This is a genomic window from Dyella sp. SG609 (genome assembly GCF_012275375.1).
GTDB classification, from domain to species: Bacteria; Pseudomonadota; Gammaproteobacteria; order Xanthomonadales; family Rhodanobacteraceae; genus Dyella_D; species Dyella_D marensis.
Map to the genome: position 1 here is coordinate 1 of NZ_JAAZQJ010000005.1, position 14,675 is coordinate 14,675.

The 14,675-nt window shown below is 68.0% G+C and carries 13 protein-coding genes; 6 read left to right on the forward strand and 7 right to left on the reverse strand.

The annotated features are described in order from the left end of the window. Positions 1 to 721: 721 nt before the first annotated feature. Together FHW85_RS10505 and FHW85_RS10510 are read right to left on the reverse strand one after the other, a co-directional pair. Positions 722 to 4,609 (reverse strand): transporter substrate-binding domain-containing protein, encoded by a 3,888-nt coding sequence (locus FHW85_RS10505; protein WP_168648198.1) that lies wholly within the window; start codon positions 4,607 to 4,609, stop codon positions 722 to 724. 196 nt (positions 4,610 to 4,805) lie between these two features. Next, entirely contained in the window at positions 4,806 to 5,480 is a 675-nt protein-coding gene (locus FHW85_RS10510) for a response regulator (protein WP_167258571.1), read from the reverse strand. Between the two features lie 561 nt (positions 5,481 to 6,041). Between FHW85_RS10510 and FHW85_RS10515 the strand changes: the two genes are divergently transcribed. Further along, positions 6,042 to 6,818: a ferredoxin--NADP reductase gene (locus FHW85_RS10515; protein WP_167258573.1), complete on the forward strand. Its 777-nt coding sequence runs from the start codon at positions 6,042 to 6,044 to the stop codon at positions 6,816 to 6,818. A 16-nt stretch (positions 6,819 to 6,834) separates the two neighbouring features. Here the strand turns inward: FHW85_RS10515 and FHW85_RS10520 are convergent, their stop codons facing one another. Next, positions 6,835 to 7,491: an RIO1 family regulatory kinase/ATPase gene (locus FHW85_RS10520; protein WP_343203688.1), complete on the reverse strand. Its 657-nt coding sequence runs from the start codon at positions 7,489 to 7,491 to the stop codon at positions 6,835 to 6,837. Positions 7,492 to 7,586: 95 nt separating this feature from the next. Here FHW85_RS10520 and FHW85_RS10525 point away from each other — a divergent pair, with 95 nt between their 5' ends. After that, complete coding sequence (locus tag FHW85_RS10525; RefSeq protein ID WP_168648200.1) at positions 7,587 to 8,069, forward strand: DUF456 family protein; 483 nt, start codon at positions 7,587 to 7,589, stop codon at positions 8,067 to 8,069. 90 nt (positions 8,070 to 8,159) lie between these two features. Further along, positions 8,160 to 9,935 (forward strand): DUF885 domain-containing protein, encoded by a 1,776-nt coding sequence (locus FHW85_RS10530; protein ID WP_168648201.1) that lies wholly within the window; start codon positions 8,160 to 8,162, stop codon positions 9,933 to 9,935. 33 nt (positions 9,936 to 9,968) lie between these two features. Here FHW85_RS10530 and FHW85_RS10535 read toward each other — a convergent pair whose 3' ends face one another. The 3 genes from FHW85_RS10535 to FHW85_RS10545 all read right to left on the reverse strand — a co-directional run bounded on the left by FHW85_RS10535 (position 9,969) and on the right by FHW85_RS10545 (position 11,526). Continuing rightward, complete coding sequence (locus FHW85_RS10535; RefSeq protein WP_343203689.1) at positions 9,969 to 10,316, reverse strand: TfoX/Sxy family protein; 348 nt, start codon at positions 10,314 to 10,316, stop codon at positions 9,969 to 9,971. Further along, on the reverse strand, positions 10,313 to 10,978 hold the full coding sequence (locus FHW85_RS10540) for a hemolysin III family protein (RefSeq protein ID WP_168648202.1): 666 nt from the start codon (positions 10,976 to 10,978) through the stop codon (positions 10,313 to 10,315). The genes FHW85_RS10535 and FHW85_RS10540 overlap by 4 nt, the downstream gene beginning before the upstream one ends. 113 nt (positions 10,979 to 11,091) lie before the next feature. Continuing rightward, a complete protein-coding gene (locus tag FHW85_RS10545) occupies positions 11,092 to 11,526 on the reverse strand; it encodes a hypothetical protein (protein ID WP_167258583.1) in 435 nt (144 codons plus the stop codon). 287 nt (positions 11,527 to 11,813) lie between these two features. On the opposite strand from FHW85_RS10545, the gene FHW85_RS10550 reads away from it, so the two are divergent. Then, positions 11,814 to 12,644 (forward strand): universal stress protein, encoded by an 831-nt coding sequence (locus tag FHW85_RS10550; RefSeq protein ID WP_168648203.1) that lies wholly within the window; start codon positions 11,814 to 11,816, stop codon positions 12,642 to 12,644. Positions 12,645 to 12,834: 190 nt separating this feature from the next. Continuing rightward, positions 12,835 to 13,503 carry an energy transducer TonB gene (locus FHW85_RS10555; protein WP_167258587.1) on the forward strand — a complete coding sequence of 223 codons (669 nt, stop codon included), beginning with the start codon at positions 12,835 to 12,837 and terminating at the stop codon, positions 13,501 to 13,503. Positions 13,504 to 13,583: 80 nt separating this feature from the next. Here FHW85_RS10555 and FHW85_RS10560 read toward each other — a convergent pair whose 3' ends face one another. After that, complete coding sequence (locus FHW85_RS10560; RefSeq protein WP_167258589.1) at positions 13,584 to 13,883, reverse strand: hypothetical protein; 300 nt, start codon at positions 13,881 to 13,883, stop codon at positions 13,584 to 13,586. Between the two features lie 197 nt (positions 13,884 to 14,080). On the opposite strand from FHW85_RS10560, the gene FHW85_RS10565 reads away from it, so the two are divergent. Beyond that, positions 14,081 to 14,647: a cysteine dioxygenase family protein gene (locus FHW85_RS10565; protein ID WP_243868253.1), complete on the forward strand. Its 567-nt coding sequence runs from the start codon at positions 14,081 to 14,083 to the stop codon at positions 14,645 to 14,647. The last annotated feature ends 28 nt before the right edge of the window (positions 14,648 to 14,675 follow it).

Below are 14,675 nucleotides of genomic sequence, written 5' to 3' on the forward strand. Positions count from 1 at the left end.
AATGGCCTGAGAGCCAAGGCTCGCGACGCGACTAGAAGGAGCGGTGGGCGGCTGCGGTAGTCTGATTAACCTGGGTCTACACGAAACATCAGTGCGTTTACGTAACGCGTGCTTCAACGTGCCGTGGCCGAGAGGATGTTCAAGGACTGAGGCCCGCTTGAAAGGTGCGTTCTACCTCAGCTTCTCTGGGTGAATCCTTCTCCCTCCGGGAGAAGGTGCCGGCAGGCGGATGAGGGTTCGGGCGGAGCGTGGCGTTACACCCCGCGACGCCGGCGTAGGTTGGGGTGAGCCGCAGGCGAACCCCAACACCCGCACCTTCACGCGCCTCGCCATGTTGGGGTTCGCCTATGGCTCACCCCAACCTACGCCGTGCGCTTACGCGACGAACAGGGCTAAGCCTAAAAGCTGGCCTCAGTCACTGAACATCCTCTCGGCAACGGCACGTTGAAGCACGCGTTACGTAAACGCACTGATGTTTCGTGTAGACCCAGGTTAATCAGACTACCGCAGCCGCCCACCGCTCCTTCTAGTCGCGTCGCGAGCCTTGGCTCTCAGGCCATTTCTCTTTGGTTACTTTCTCTTTGGGCCAGCAAAGAGAAAGTGACCCGGGCGCCGGCAGGCGTCCGGAATGCCCGCTGCATAAGCGGCCAAATCGCGGCCACGCGACAACCGAGCGATACAGAAACTGGACCCCGGCCCACGCCGGAATGACGAGCAAGGCTCACAGCGCCCGCGCAACCACCTCCAACCTGTCGAGGTACCCCTCGACCCTCCTCCGAAACGCCAACGCATCCGCCATCACCTCATAGCGATCCTGCGACTTCAGCGCCTGCTCCAGGGCCTGCCCCTCCTCCGTCAACGGATTACTCCCGAACAACTGCAACCCACCCAGCAACCGGTGCACCCAATGCGCCACATCCAGCGGCCGGCGCTGGTCCACCAGCACATCCAGCGTCAGCAGGTCCACGCGCGTCGTGCGTACGAAGTCGGTCACCAGGGACTGGATCACGTGGTCGTCGCCGAAGCTCTCGCGCAGCATGCCCAGGTCCACCTCGAACACCGGCCGTACCGCCGCCGTGTCCGCGCCGAACAGGCGTTCCAGCTTCGCGCGCAGTTCGGGCATGCGTACGGGCTTGGGCAGGAAGTCGTCCATGCCGGCGCTGGTGCAGCGTTCCAGTTCGCCAGGCATGGCGTTCGCGGTCATCGCCAGCACCAGCAGGTGGCGGCCGCTGTGGTTCTCGCGGCGGCGCACGGCGCGGGCCAGCTCGTAGCCGTCCATCAGCGGCATGTGGCAGTCGGTAATGAGCAGGTCGTAGCTGCGCTCTTCCAGGGCGTCGAGCGCCTGCTTGCCGTTGGCCACCACGTCGCAGGCGTAGCCGAGCTTGTCCAGCTGGGCGGCGATCAGCGCCTGGTTGATGGGGTTGTCCTCGGCCACCAGCACACGGCCCTCGGTGCCGGCGGAGGCGCCGCGCAGCGCCTCGCGCTCGCTCTCGCCCACGCTCAGGCCCAGCGCGCGCTGGCAGGCGATGGCGAAGGTGGACCACTTCAGCGGATTGCTGGTCACGGTGACGCCCGCGGCGCTGCTGGTATAGCCGTGCGGATCGGGAATGGCGGTGACCGCGATGCAGGCACCTGCCGCGGCGGGGCGGCTGGCGCCGAACTGTTCGTCGACGAAGAGCAGGTCCGGGCGGTCGCGGCCATGCCGGCCGCGCGCCGCATCGCCGTCCTGCTCGACCGTCATGCCCAGCGCCAGCACATAGCGCCGCAGGGCGATCCACACGGCCGGATCCGCCACCTCGATGCGCACCGTGCGTCCGCGCAGCGCGTGATGCGAGAGTTCGCGCCGGTGGATCGGCATGTTCAGCTCCACGTGCATGCCGGTGCCCAGGTTCACTTCGCTCTCCACCGCGATGGTGCCGCCCATCAGCTCCACCAGCCGGCGGCAGATGTACAGACCCAGGCCGGTGCCGCCATAGCGGCGCGTGGTCGACGACTCCGCCTGCGTGAACGGCTGGAACAGGCGGTACACCTGGTCGGGCGACATGCCGATGCCGGTATCGACCACGCTGACGCGCACCTGCTGGCTGCTGCCGTTGTCCTCCAGCACCTTCACGTAGACGCGCACCGCGCCGAGCATGGTGAACTTGATGGCGTTGCTGACCAGGTTGAGCACGATCTGGCGCAGCCGCACGTTCTCCGCGCTGACCTCGCCGGCCAGGCGCTCGTCGATATCCACCGCCAGCGCCAGCCCCTTGCGATGGGCCTGCGCCGACAGCACGCTCACGGTGCTGTCGATCAGGTCGCGCACGTCCACCGGCACGTATTCGATGCTGAGGCGGCCGGCTTCCATCTTGGAGAAGTCGAGCACGTCGTCGAGGATCTGCAGCAGCGCCGCCGCCGACGCCTCCACCGTGCCCAGCATGCGGCGCTGCTCCTCGTTGAGCGGCGTGTGGCCGAGCAGTTCCAGCATGCCGATCACGCCGCTCATCGGCGTACGGATCTCATGGCTCATGGTGGCGAGGAACTCGGTCTTGGCCTGGGTCGCGCTCTCGGCCTGCTCCTTGGCGCGGGCCAGCTGCTCGGCCTGCAGGTGCTGCTCGGTGGTGTCGACCCAGCAGCCGCTGAAATGCACCACGCCCTCGACCAGCCGCGGCGTCGCGCTGGTGGATACCCAGCGCAGGCCGCCCCAGGCCCGCACGCGCACCACCGCCTGGAACGGCATCATGCTGCTGGCGGCGCGTTCCACCTCGGCCAGCAGCGGCGCGCGGTCTTCCTCGACGATGGCCGACAGCGCGCCGCGCTTGCCGTCGATGAACACCTGCGCGCCGATGCCGAACATCGGCTCCGGATTGCCGCCCACGAACAGGAAGCGCACGCCTTCCTCGCGCGTGTAGCGGAACTTGTAGACCACCGCCGGCAGATGGCGGGTGACGTCGGTGAGTTGTTCCTCCGTGCGCCGCCGCTTGCTGGTCTCGCGGCGCAGCCGGAAATAGGCGTAGGACACCGTCAGCAGGAACAGCAGCACGATCGCGATCACCGGCAGGGTCTTGTGCGCGATCTCCTTCCAGCTGCCGCCGAAGGTGTAATGCGCGGCCAGCCAGGTATTGCGGATGGACTGCTGCCTGCGCTCCGGGATGTTCATCAGCACGCGGTTGATCAGCGGCACCAGCGGCGCGTAGCGCTTGGCCACGCCCATCGCCAGCACCACGTGGTCCTCGGTGGGCGCATTGATCTTCAGCCGCCCGGGAAAGCGCTCGCGGATCACGAAGTCGGCATTGGCGATATCGCCCACGAAGGCATTGGCGGAACCGTCGATCACCTTGGCCAGGCCTTCCTCGGTGCTGGCCACGCCGATCACCTTCACCCCGCGCATCCGTCCGGTCATGGCCTTGATGTCCTGCCGCGACAGGTTGGCGGCGACGGTCCAGCCGGCCATGTCGTAGGGGCCGGTGATGGGGTTGGCCTCGGTGCGGGTGATGATCATCACCGGGTAGTCCAGATAGCCCACCGAGAAATCCATCAGCTGGGACTGCTCCGGACTGACCGGCGACACCGCGGGGATCAGGTCCACCTTGCTCTCGGCCATGCCGCGGATCACCTCGCCCCAGTTGCGCGCCGGCACGTAGGTGAGCCGCAGATCCAGCGCCCGCGCGATCTCGCGCAGGTAGTCGCTGGAGATGCCGGCGGGCTGGCCGTTGCGGTCCAGCAGGGTGAACGGCGGCGAGGTCGGGTCCATGGTCACGCGCAGCGGCGGCAACTGGCGCAGCCAGGCGCGCTCGTCCTCGCTGAGCGGCACCGCGGCATCGTCGCTGCGCGGGTGGCGCATGTCGCCGTTGAGCCAGGGCGCGCGCAGGCGCGCGTGGTCCTCGTTGGTGAGCAGCGCCAGCGCCTTGTCCAGCGCGCCGATCAGCGCCGCGCGGTCGTGCGGCGCGGCCAGGCACAGCGCGGAGATCGGCAGCGCCACCAGCGGGCCGACGCGCAGCTGGTGGTGCAGGCCGGCCGCATCGATCGCCAGCCGTTCGGCATAGGGGTTCTCGATATAGCCCTCGGCGCGCCCGTCCGCCACCATGCGCAGCGCATCGCGCGTGCTGTCCGCGTGCACCAGCTTCACCCCGGGGATATAGGCGCGCGCGGTGTCGGCGGTGGCGTCCTGGGCCAGGCTGACCAGGGTGGCGTCGCGCAGGCCGGCCATGTCCTTCACGCGCTCGTTGCCGATGCGCGTGACCAGGGCGGGAAAGTCCTCGAAGTACGGCTGGCTGAACTGCAGGTGCGCGGCGCGTTCGGCGGTCGGCGAGATATTCATCAGCAGATCGACCGAGCCGGCCTGCGCCGCTTTCAGCAGGGACGGCCAGTCCGGATACACGCGATAGGCGACGCGCACGCCGAGCATGTCGGCCAGCCGGGCCAGGTAGTCCGGAGCCATGCCCTGCACGCGGCCCTCGACCACGCTCTCGAACGGCGCGAAGCCCTCCTGGTAGCTGCCCACCACGATCACCGGGTGCTCGGTGAGCCAGCGCTCCTCTTCCGTCGTCAGCACCACGCCTTCGGCCGCGGCGCAACGTACGGCGCACAGCATCATCGCGAACAGCCACCAGCGCAGCCAAGCCATGCAAAGACCTTCCTATGAATAACGATGGCGGGGCGCTTGTCCCGGCATCTGCCGCCGAATCGCCACCGTGCAACGTTCCGCACGGATGGGCCGGGCAGCATGCACGGCCGGAACGGTTGCCGTAATCAGGCCTTTCGCAGCGAATAAATCAGCGTGTTCTGAAAACGACACGGAAAAATCCGAACCCGATGACGCATCAGCGAAAGCCGAGCTTCTCCAGGTACTCGCCGATCGCGCTGTCGTGAAGAATCCCCAGCTTCTTCATGCCGCTGCGCTTCTGGGCGCTCACCGTCTTGATGCTGCGATGCAGGCGTTCAGCGATCTGCGTCACGGTGAGCTGGGCCAGGCCGTACAGGCGCAGCACTTCCATCTCGCAGGGAGAAAGTTCCTTTGCGATGGTTTCCGGAGAATGTTCCCGCTGATGGAAGCGCTCGCGCAGGCTGGGACTGACATAGGTATCGCCCCGCTTCACCGCGCGCACCGCATTCGGCAAGTCGGTGGCGAACGATTTCTTGTAGGCCAGGCCCTTCATGCCCTTCTCGCGGATCGCGCGCAGCACGGCCACGTTGTTGAGCATGGTCAGCACGATCACCGGGATCTGCGGGTAGCGCGTGGCCAGCAAGGTGATCAGCGGCAGGCCGTCGGCATGGCGCGGTTCGCTGCCGCCCTCGCCGGAGAGTTCGTCGGGGGCGTCGCCGGGCATGGAGAAGTCCGTGATGATCACATCGCAGGGCAGCCGGTCGAGCCGGTCGATCAATTCGCTGCCGTTGCAAGCTTCGCCGACCACCTTGATGTCGCCATGCCGCTCCAGCACCGTCTTGACGCCGATCACCACCACCGGGTGGTCGTCCGCCACGATGACTCGAATCATCACGCTGTCCTCGTCTGTACGCCGATCCCCAAGCCATGCGTCGGTGCCTCCGGGAGCGCGTCCAGAGCGGCCTCGAACCGCGATACCCGCGGTGTTTTCCGTAAGAGAAAACGAATGGCGCCGGACGGTACTGCCGGGGTGGAACGAGCGTGGCCGTCCCCTGCTTTTCGCGGACTGCCGCGAGCGGCTATGCGAAGTCTTCATTCAACCCCAACGGAACGTGTATGGGCATCCGCGACTGAGGCCCATTTGTCCGAAAATGTATCGAATCCGCCTCGGATTTCTCCGATTACGCCGAGATTTAGAATTTTCCTGGTCTGTCGCGGCCGGGCTTGCGGGGGGCGCCGGATCTGCGCTCCGGACGCGGCTTCGGCGCTTTCAGCCGCCAGATGGCATAATGAGCGGCATCGACTGCCGTCCGGCAGTGCTCGTCAGGCAGCCCTCGCCACCCCAACGAGTCCACGCTGACGAGTTCACGCTGACGAGTTCATGCTCCGGCGGCGCGTGGCGCGCCCGCCGCGCAGTTCTTATACGAATCTTCTTAAGATCAACGGTAACCCCATGGTCGCATTGGCAACCGAGCACGTGATCGACGTGCACCACTGGAACGACACCCTCTTCAGCTTCCGCACGACGCGCGATCCCGGCTTCCGCTTCGACAGCGGACAATTCGTGATGATCGGCCTGGAAACGGAGGGCCGTCCGCTGATGCGCGCGTATTCGATCGCCAGCGCGCACTGGGAGGAACACCTGGAGTTCTTCAGCATCAAGGTGCCGAACGGGCCGCTGACCTCGCGCCTGCAGCACCTGAAGCCCGGCGACCCGGTGACGGTGAGCCGCAAGCCCACCGGTACCCTGGTGCTGAACGACCTGAAGCCGGGCCGGCATCTTTATCTACTGGGCACCGGCACGGGCCTGGCGCCGTTCCTCAGCGTCATCCGCGATCCGGACACCTACGAGCGCTTCGACAAGATCGTGCTCGCCCACGGCGTGCGCCACGTCAACGACCTGGCCTATTCGGACTACCTCGAACGCGAGCTGCCCGCGCACGAATACCTGGGCGAACTGGTGCGCGAGAAGCTGATCTATTACCCCAGCGTCACGCGCGAACCGTTCCGCAACCGCGGCCGCATCACCGACGCCATCGCCGACGGCCTGATGAGCCAGACCATCGGCCTGCCGCCGCTCAACCCCGACACCGACCGCGTCATGCTGTGCGGCAGCCCGTCGATGCTGGAAGACGCCTGCGCCCTGCTCGACGGCCGCGGCTTCCACGCCTCGCCGCGCACGCGCGAGCCGGGCGACTACGTGGTGGAACGCGCCTTCGTCGAGAAGTGATGCGGCGGGCGCGCCGTCACTGGCGGATGCGCCCCTGCCCCTCGTTGTCCCAGTAGCCGAAGATCCGCCGCGCCACCAGCTTGTACAGCCGCTTGAAGGTGGCGCGCCATAGCCGCGCATGCGGCGCTGGCGTGGCCAGGATGGCGCGCTGGCGCGCGCTCAGCGCGTCAGCGCAGTAGGTGCGCTTGTGCTTGAGCAGATGGCGCAGGTCCTCGCGCGCCAGCAGGCGGAACAGCGCGCCGCGGCGGCCGCGGGTCCAGGCGATCTGGAAATCCACCAGCGCCGGGCTGCCGTCCTCGCGCACCAGCCAGTTCGGTTCCTTGGCCAGGTCGTTGTGCACGATGCCGCGGCGGTGCAGGAGCGCCAGCAGGCGCAGCGCATCGCGGTAGTAAGCGCGGTCGCGCGGCTGCGCCTGCTGCATCGGCGCGCCGGCGATATAGCCGCGCAGCAATTCCCTGCCGTTCCAGCCCAGCAGTGCCGGCACGCCGTCCACGCCGGCGAGCTTGGCCAGCGCGCGCGCTTCGCGGGCCGCGGCGCGGCGCGCGAACGCGCGCGCCCACCAGCGGGCCGCGCCGATATCGCGGCGGATCACGCGCACGCCATCGCGGCACGTGAGTTCGATGCGGCCCAGTTCGTCGGCCTTGAGCAGATGGGTGTCGTCGGTGCTGTCCACGTGGCTTCCCGCGAGCGGCGGCGGGGTACACTCGCCCGCCATGCGCAATGCGGCCTATTGTGGCCGATCCTCCACCGTCACGCGCCGGGAGCTGTATGGATATCGCCCTCTACGTGCTGGCCGCCCTGCTCATGATCGGCGGCGTCGTCGGCAACATCCTGCCGGCGCTGCCGGGCATCCCCATGATCTTCGGCGGCATCTGGCTGGCCGCGGCGGTGAACGAATACCAGCGCGTGGGCACCGGCTGGCTGCTGGTGATCGGCGCGCTCGGCGCGTTCGGCGTACTGGTGGATTTCATGGCCGGCGTGCTGGGAGCCAAGCGGGTCGGGGCGAGCAAGACGGCGCTGTGGGGGGCTTCGCTGGGCACGGTGGCCGGCATGTTCTTCGGCATCCCCGGGCTGCTGCTGGGGCCGTTCCTCGGCGCGCTGGCGGGGGAGCTGGCCTCGGGCAACAGCGTGCTGCGCTCGGCCCATGTGGGCGTGGGCACCTGGCTGGGGCTGTTGTTCGGCACCCTGGTGAAGCTGGTGATTTCGCTGTTGATGATCGGGCTGTTCGGCTTCGCCATGCTGATCGGCTGATCGGCTGATGGGCCTGGCGCCCCGCCGTTCGGCACAGGCGCGCAACCCGCCGGCCGCCTAGGCTGGCCAGACCTTACAGGGAATCCTTCCATGTCCAGACCTCTCGCCTTCGTGATCGCCGCCGCGCTGGCGGCGGCCGGTGCCGCCCACGCGCAAGCCAAGTCGCCCGAATGGATCGAGCGCAGCAATGCCGACGCCAAGGTGCTGCTCGACGCGACCGCGCGCTTCTCGCCCGAGTCCGCCTCGCAGATCGGCATCCCGGGCTACGACGACAAAGTCACCGACCTCAAGCCCGGCATCGACGAGCGCACGCGCGCGGCCATGGTCGAGGTGAAGGGCAAGCTGCAGAAGCTGCTGGTGGCCGAGAAGGACGCCAATGTGCGGCAGGACCTGCAGATCATGCTCAAGTCGGTGGACGAGCAGATCGAGGGCATCGACCTCAACCGCCAGTACATGCTGCCGGTGCAGGACGTGGCGCAGCTCATTTTCAACGGCGAGTTCGTGCTGCTGAAGGACGACGTCGATCCCAAGCGCCGCGCGCTCGCGCTCAACCGCCTGCAGTGCTACGTGGGCAAGGCGCCGGGCTGCGAGCCGATCGCCACGCTGGCCAAGGCGCGCACCACCGAGCGGCTGGACAACAAGTCGCTGCTCGGCCCGTACAAGGGCGAGATCGAGCAGAAGCTGGCCAATACCCAGCGCTACGCCGACGGCATCCGCCAGCTGTTCGCCAAGTACAAGCTGGATACGCCCGACGGCAAGGCGGCGCTCGATGCGCTGGACAGCCAGCTGAAGGACTACGACGCCTGGATCCGCAGCACGGTGCTGCCGCGCACGCGCGCCGACTTCCGCCTGCCGGAGCCGCTGTACGCCTACAACCTCAAGCAGGTCGGCATCGATATCCCGCCGCAGGAACTGATCAAGCAGGCCGAGCTGGAATTCGTCGAACTGCGCCAGGCCATGCAGATGATGGCGCCGGTGGTGGCCAAGGCCGAGAACATCCAGGCCACCGACTACCGCGACGTGATGAAGGCGCTTAAGAAGCAGCAGCTGACCAAGGACCAGGTGATGCCCTGGTACCACGAGGTGATCGGCAAGATCGAGGAGATCATCCGCCGCGAGCGCATCGTCACCCTGCCCGACCGCAAGATGGCCATCCGCATGGCGTCCGAGGCGGAAGCCGCGGCGGTGCCGGCGCCGCATATGGATCCGCCGCCCTTCATCAACAACAAGGGCGAACAGGGCACCTTCGTGCTGACCATGGGTAATCCTTCGTCGAAGTCGGGCAGTTCCGACTCCTACGACGACTTCACCTACAAGGCCGCCGCCTGGACGCTGACCGCGCACGAAGGCCGTCCCGGACACGAGCTGCAGTTCGCCGCGATGGTGGAGCGCGGCGTGTCGCTGGCGCGCAGCCTGTTCGCCTTCAACAGCGTGAACGTGGAAGGCTGGGCGCTGTATGCGGAAGCCGAAACGCTGCCGTACGAGCCGCCGGCCGGCCAGTTCGGCGCGCTGCAGGCGCGCATGCTGCGTGCGGCGCGCGCGTACCTGGATCCGATGCTCAACCTGGGACTGATCACGCGCGAGCGCGCGCACGACGTGCTCACCCACGAGGTGGGCCTGTCGGAAGCCATGGCGCGGCAGGAGCTGGACCGCTACACCTTCAACAGCCCCGGCCAGGCCACGGCGTATTTCTACGGCTACATGCGCCTGCAGCAGTTGCGCCTGGAAACCGAGCTGGCGCTGGGTTCGCGCTTCGACCGCAAGGCCTTCAACGACTTCGTGATCGGCCAGGGCCTGCTGCCGCCGGAACAGCTGGCCGAGGCGGTGCGTGCGCAGTTCATTCCGCAGTACAACAAGAAGCGTTGAAGCCGGCCGCCCGCATGGGCGGTACGCTTCGCCTCAAGGCCGGCGCTTGCGCGCCGGCTTTTTTTGCGGCGCGTGCAGGCTGCGTTCCAGCCAGGCGGCGAACACGGGCGTGTCACGGGTAAGCGCGGGCGGAAGCCGCAGGTAGTGCCGGCTCGGCTGGGCGCCTTCGGCGTGGACGAAGCGGGTGACGCCTTCGATCTTCAGCAGTTCGGCCTGCTGTTCCGGCGCGACTTTCAGCGCCAGCCCCGCGGCGTCGATCCACGCGCAGGGCCGCTCGGCGAAGTAGGCGAACAGGCCGCCGAACATCGGCTTGAAGCGCAGCTCGTGGGCCAGGCCCAGATGCGTGGCGGCGTCTTCCAGCTCCTGGCGGGCGGCGCTCACGCGGCCTGGTCGGGAATCACGTACAGCAGCACCGCCAGGTAATGCAGCACGCTGCCGGCAAGCACGAAGAAATGCCACACCGTGTGGTGATACGGCATGCGCCGCGCCAAGTAGAACGGCACGCCGGCGGTATACGCCACGCCGCCGGCGATCAGCAGCGCCATGCCGCCGGTTTCCAGGTGCGCGCTCAGCGGCTTGAACGCGATCATGCCGACCCAGCCCATGGCCACGTACAGCAGCACGGCGAGCTTGCGCGAGCGCTTGAGCAGGCCCAGCTCCAGCGCGCTGCCGGCGATGGCCAGCGCCCAGATCGCACCGAACAGGCTCCAGCCCCACGCGCCCGGCAGGGCGATCAGGGTGAACGGCGTATAGGTGCCGGCGATCAGCAGGAAGATGGCGATATGGTCGAGCGTGCGCAGCACGCGCTTGGGCAGTTCGCCGGGAATGGCGTGGTACAGCGTGGAGGCCGTGTAGCACAGGATCAGCGTGCTGCCGAACACCGCGCTGGCCACCACCGCGCGGGCATCGCCCAGCATGGCGGCATAGGCGACCAGGGTGGCGAGTCCGGCGATGCTGAGCAGGATGCCGATGCCATGCAGCACGCTGCTGGCAAGTTCGTCGCCGAAGGCATAGCGCGGGGCGGCGCTGGACGAAACCGACATGGGGACTTCCTCGAAAGCGGGGATGCGCCGGCTGGCGCTCCCGCCCACCTTACCCGCGCGGCCGGGGCTTGCATACTGCCGCGCACGGTGGGCGCGGCGAAGGGAAACGGGCGCTATTCGATGATGAAGGCGCCGAAGGCGACGCCGATGTTCCAGCCCTCGCCGGTGCCGCTGAGCGCCAGCGAGACATTGCCCTTGGTCAGCACCTGGGCCGCGGCGGATTTTTCCGCGCCGGCATGGACCTGGGCATTGGCGTAATGCCCCTTGATCTGGCCGATGCCGTCGACGCCGGTGAACTTGCCCACGCCGTGGGTGATCTTGGTCTTGCCGAAGGTAAGGCCGCCGCCCTTGACCCGGATGCGCACCGCCATGCTCTGGCCGTTGTCGCAATGGACCGTGCCGCTGCCGGAAGCCGTCTGATAGAAGACCGACCAGCCGGAGACCTGGAAGTCCATCCGGCAGGACACGTCGGCCGCATGGGCAGGCGCCGGCAGCGCCGCAAAGAGGGCGGCCGACAGCACGGCACAGCCCAGCCAGGTTTTCCCCATGACCTTCTCCTCGAAGCTTTTTCTTATTTGCCCCACCCGGCGCCTGTCCGGGACACGCGATTGTGTGGCCCCGTGCATGAACGGCCGTGAATGGCATATTCACGCCTATTGAACAGGATGCAAAGCCGCCCGGGCGCACTCTTCGTCGTCCGGGCATCTCCCCCTCTCTCCCCCGATGCCCGGCTCATTGAGCCCCGCCCACTGTGCGGGGCCTTTTTTTGTCCGGCGTCCATCCGCGCCGGCACCCGCGGGGTAAGCTGGGGACGGACTGGCGAAGGAGTGGCTTCATGCCTAGCACCGATCTGCTGCTGTACCTCCAGGAAACCGATCTGCACACTCCCGGCCCGCGCGCGGCCGCGGCCCTGGCGGCCAGATTGGGCGCGCGGCTGGACGGGCTCTACGTGGCCGACCTGCCGGCCGCCGCCTTCAGCCTGCCGGAGGCCGTGCCGGTCCAGCTGGAGGAAACCCGCCGCCGCTGCGTCGAGGCGGAAGAACACGGCACCCAGTGGCAGCAGCTGCTCGCCTCCCGCGGCCTGAGCGGCCAGTGGCGCGTGGCCCAGGGCGACACGGTGCAGACCGTCTGCCAGGCCGCCGCCGGCTACGACTTCCTGGTGATGGAACGCAGCCAGCAGCGCAGCGACGCGCCGGTGGGCTTCGGCACCGTCTCGCGCTGCGTGTTCGGCAGCGACCGCCCGGTGCTGGTGGTGCCGGACATCGCCCAGATCGGCGACACCCTCGGCGCGCGCGCCCTGGTGGCCTGGAACGGCAGCCGCGAATCCGCCCTGGCCCTGGCCGCGGCGGCGCCGCTGCTGCAGAAGGCCGACGAAGTGCTGCTGCTGGACGGCAGCGAGATGTATGCCGATTCGATCGCGGTGCTGCCCCCGCCGGGCCTGGCCGACTGGCTGGAACGCCATGGCATCCGCGCCCGCATCCAGACCCTGGACGCCGGCCCCACCCACGCCGCCGGCACGCTGATCCTGGACGCGGCCCACGCGCACCGGGCGGATCTACTGGTGATGGGCGCCTGGAGCCGCTCGCGCCTGGCCCAGATGGTGCTGGGCGGCACCACCCGCCACCTGTTCATGCATGGCGACCTGCCCATGCTGGTGGCGCACTGAAAAAATCCGGGAAGGGGTTCAGCGGGAGGAATCGCCCGGAGCGTACTCCCGTCCGGCCTCTCTACACACTACTTGCACATCCGCTTCTGACCGGCATAGTCTGAACGCGCGTTCAGGCACGATCCCTCTGCGTCCCCACGCAGCGTGCGACTGGCGCGTCCAACACATCGCATTCGTCAGGAGGTCGCTCATGCCGTCCGCAAGCCTGGCTGTCGCTTATCGTCCGTCGCACGCTCATCCCGACAAGGTCCGCATTGCCGCTCTCAGCGCGGCGATCGCGCTCAATCTCGCCGCCCTGCTGGCCGTGATGCGGCCGATGGCGCCGCAGATCGTCGAGGCGGTCAAGAAGACGCCCGAGATCGTGGTGACCTGGATCACGCCCCAACCGGAGCCACCCGCCCCGCCGCAGATCGAACTGAAGGCATTGCCGAAGACGCCGCCGGCCGTGCCGCGCACCTTGCCCAAGGCACCGCAGCCACCGGCCGTCACGCCCACCGTCGACGGCAATATCGCCGCGCCGCCGGTGGTGCCGACCATCGAGCCGGCCGTCAACACCGCGCCGGTCGCCGATCCCGCGCCGATCGAAGCGACGCTCGCCTACCGCAGCGCGCCGCTCACCTTCCCGTCGGTGGCGATCCGCCGCAAGTTGCACGGCACCGTGATGCTGCGCGTGCTGGTCGACGCCGAAGGCAAGCCCACGCAGGTGACGATCGAGAAATCCAGCGGCTCCGACCTGCTCGACAAGAGCGCGCGCGAACAGGTGCTGGCCAACTGGCGCTTCCAGCCGGCCACGGCGCAAGGGCATGCGGTGCCCGCCTGGGCGCGGGTGCCGGTGAGCTTCGAACTGCGCGAGCTGTGAGTCGCGGCAAAAGCCCGGCGTGAAACAAGGGGCCGGCCGTTCCGTTCGCAAAGGCGACCGGCCGGCCCCTCACGGCAACTTTATGGCTGCACCGGTTTGTCGATGGCGGGAGCGGCAGGCGCGGGGCGCGTCGCGCGCACCACCAGCCACACCAGCCCGGCGATCATCAGCGCCGGCAGCAAGGCCGGCAGCAGCGCCAGCAAGACGATCGGCGCCATCGCTACCAGCACCACGCCGGCGATCACCACCCCGAGCAAGGCGCCCAGCGCACTGAACACGCCGCCCACGATGGCGAAGGTGAACTTGAACACCACGCCGACCAGCGCGCCGACCAGCCACAGCGCCAGCACCGCCATCACGATCACGCTTAGCACGAACATGAGGTTTCCTCCTGGTGGCGCTCATCCATCCGGCCACGCAGACAGCATGCGCCCGCGGCTTCCTGCGATGCATGGCACGGAAGTCATGTGCCCCGGAAGTCACAGGGCAACCGGGGCGTGCGTGTTACAGGTCCTTAACGGTGCGCATGGTCCACTGCCGCCCGGTTCCAACCGAGCTCCATCGCATGAAGCATTCCATGCACACCCTCAAGGCGTTGCGTGATATCGCTTTCGACCTCGGCGTCGGCAAGCATCCCGACCTCGCCGCCATGGCGCGCGAACTGGGCCGCGTGGTCCATCGCGACGGTGCGGCACTCAACGAAGGATTGAAGGAACTGCGCACGCGCGAGCGCGGTTTCGAGCGCTGGCTGCTGGCCACGCGCGGCAAGCCGGGCGTCAGCATCCTGGTGATGGCGTGGCCGGCCAATCACGCCACGCCCGTGCACGACCACGATGGCCTGTGGGGCCTGGAAATGGCCGTGCACGGCGCACTGGAAGTACAGGCCTGGTCGCGCGACGCGGCCAGCGGCGAGCTGAGCCTCAAGGGCCAGGACTGGCTCGGCCCCGGCGACGCCACCTGGTTCGACGCCGATGCCGGCTATGCGCACCGCTGCCGCAATCTTTCGCGGCACGACACGGCGCTCACGCTTCACGTCTACGGCGGCGATCTGGCAAAGTACCTCGCGTATGAGCGCAGCGCCGAGGGCGACCAGTGGCTCGCCCGGCCGCAACGCGCCGCGATCACCGGCCGGCTGAGCGCCTGAGCGCTTCGGCCTTTCCGCAGCCGGTATC

What these genes read in the sequence shown, in the direction of transcription:
- FHW85_RS10505 (WP_168648198.1), bottom strand. Translation starts at nt 4,609, where the DNA reads ATGGCTTGGCTGCGCTGGTGGCTGTTCGCGATGATGCTGTGCGCCGTA.
- FHW85_RS10510 (WP_167258571.1), bottom strand. Translation starts at nt 5,480, where the DNA reads ATGATTCGAGTCATCGTGGCGGACGACCACCCGGTGGTGGTGATCGGC.
- FHW85_RS10515 (WP_167258573.1), top strand. Translation starts at nt 6,042, where the DNA reads ATGGTCGCATTGGCAACCGAGCACGTGATCGACGTGCACCACTGGAAC.
- FHW85_RS10525 (WP_168648200.1), top strand. Translation starts at nt 7,587, where the DNA reads ATGGATATCGCCCTCTACGTGCTGGCCGCCCTGCTCATGATCGGCGGC.
- FHW85_RS10530 (WP_168648201.1), top strand. Translation starts at nt 8,160, where the DNA reads ATGTCCAGACCTCTCGCCTTCGTGATCGCCGCCGCGCTGGCGGCGGCC.
- FHW85_RS10540 (WP_168648202.1), bottom strand. Translation starts at nt 10,978, where the DNA reads ATGTCGGTTTCGTCCAGCGCCGCCCCGCGCTATGCCTTCGGCGACGAA.
- FHW85_RS10545 (WP_167258583.1), bottom strand. Translation starts at nt 11,526, where the DNA reads ATGGGGAAAACCTGGCTGGGCTGTGCCGTGCTGTCGGCCGCCCTCTTT.
- FHW85_RS10550 (WP_168648203.1), top strand. Translation starts at nt 11,814, where the DNA reads ATGCCTAGCACCGATCTGCTGCTGTACCTCCAGGAAACCGATCTGCAC.
- FHW85_RS10555 (WP_167258587.1), top strand. Translation starts at nt 12,835, where the DNA reads ATGCCGTCCGCAAGCCTGGCTGTCGCTTATCGTCCGTCGCACGCTCAT.
- FHW85_RS10560 (WP_167258589.1), bottom strand. Translation starts at nt 13,883, where the DNA reads ATGTTCGTGCTAAGCGTGATCGTGATGGCGGTGCTGGCGCTGTGGCTG.
- FHW85_RS10565 (WP_243868253.1), top strand. Translation starts at nt 14,081, where the DNA reads ATGCACACCCTCAAGGCGTTGCGTGATATCGCTTTCGACCTCGGCGTC.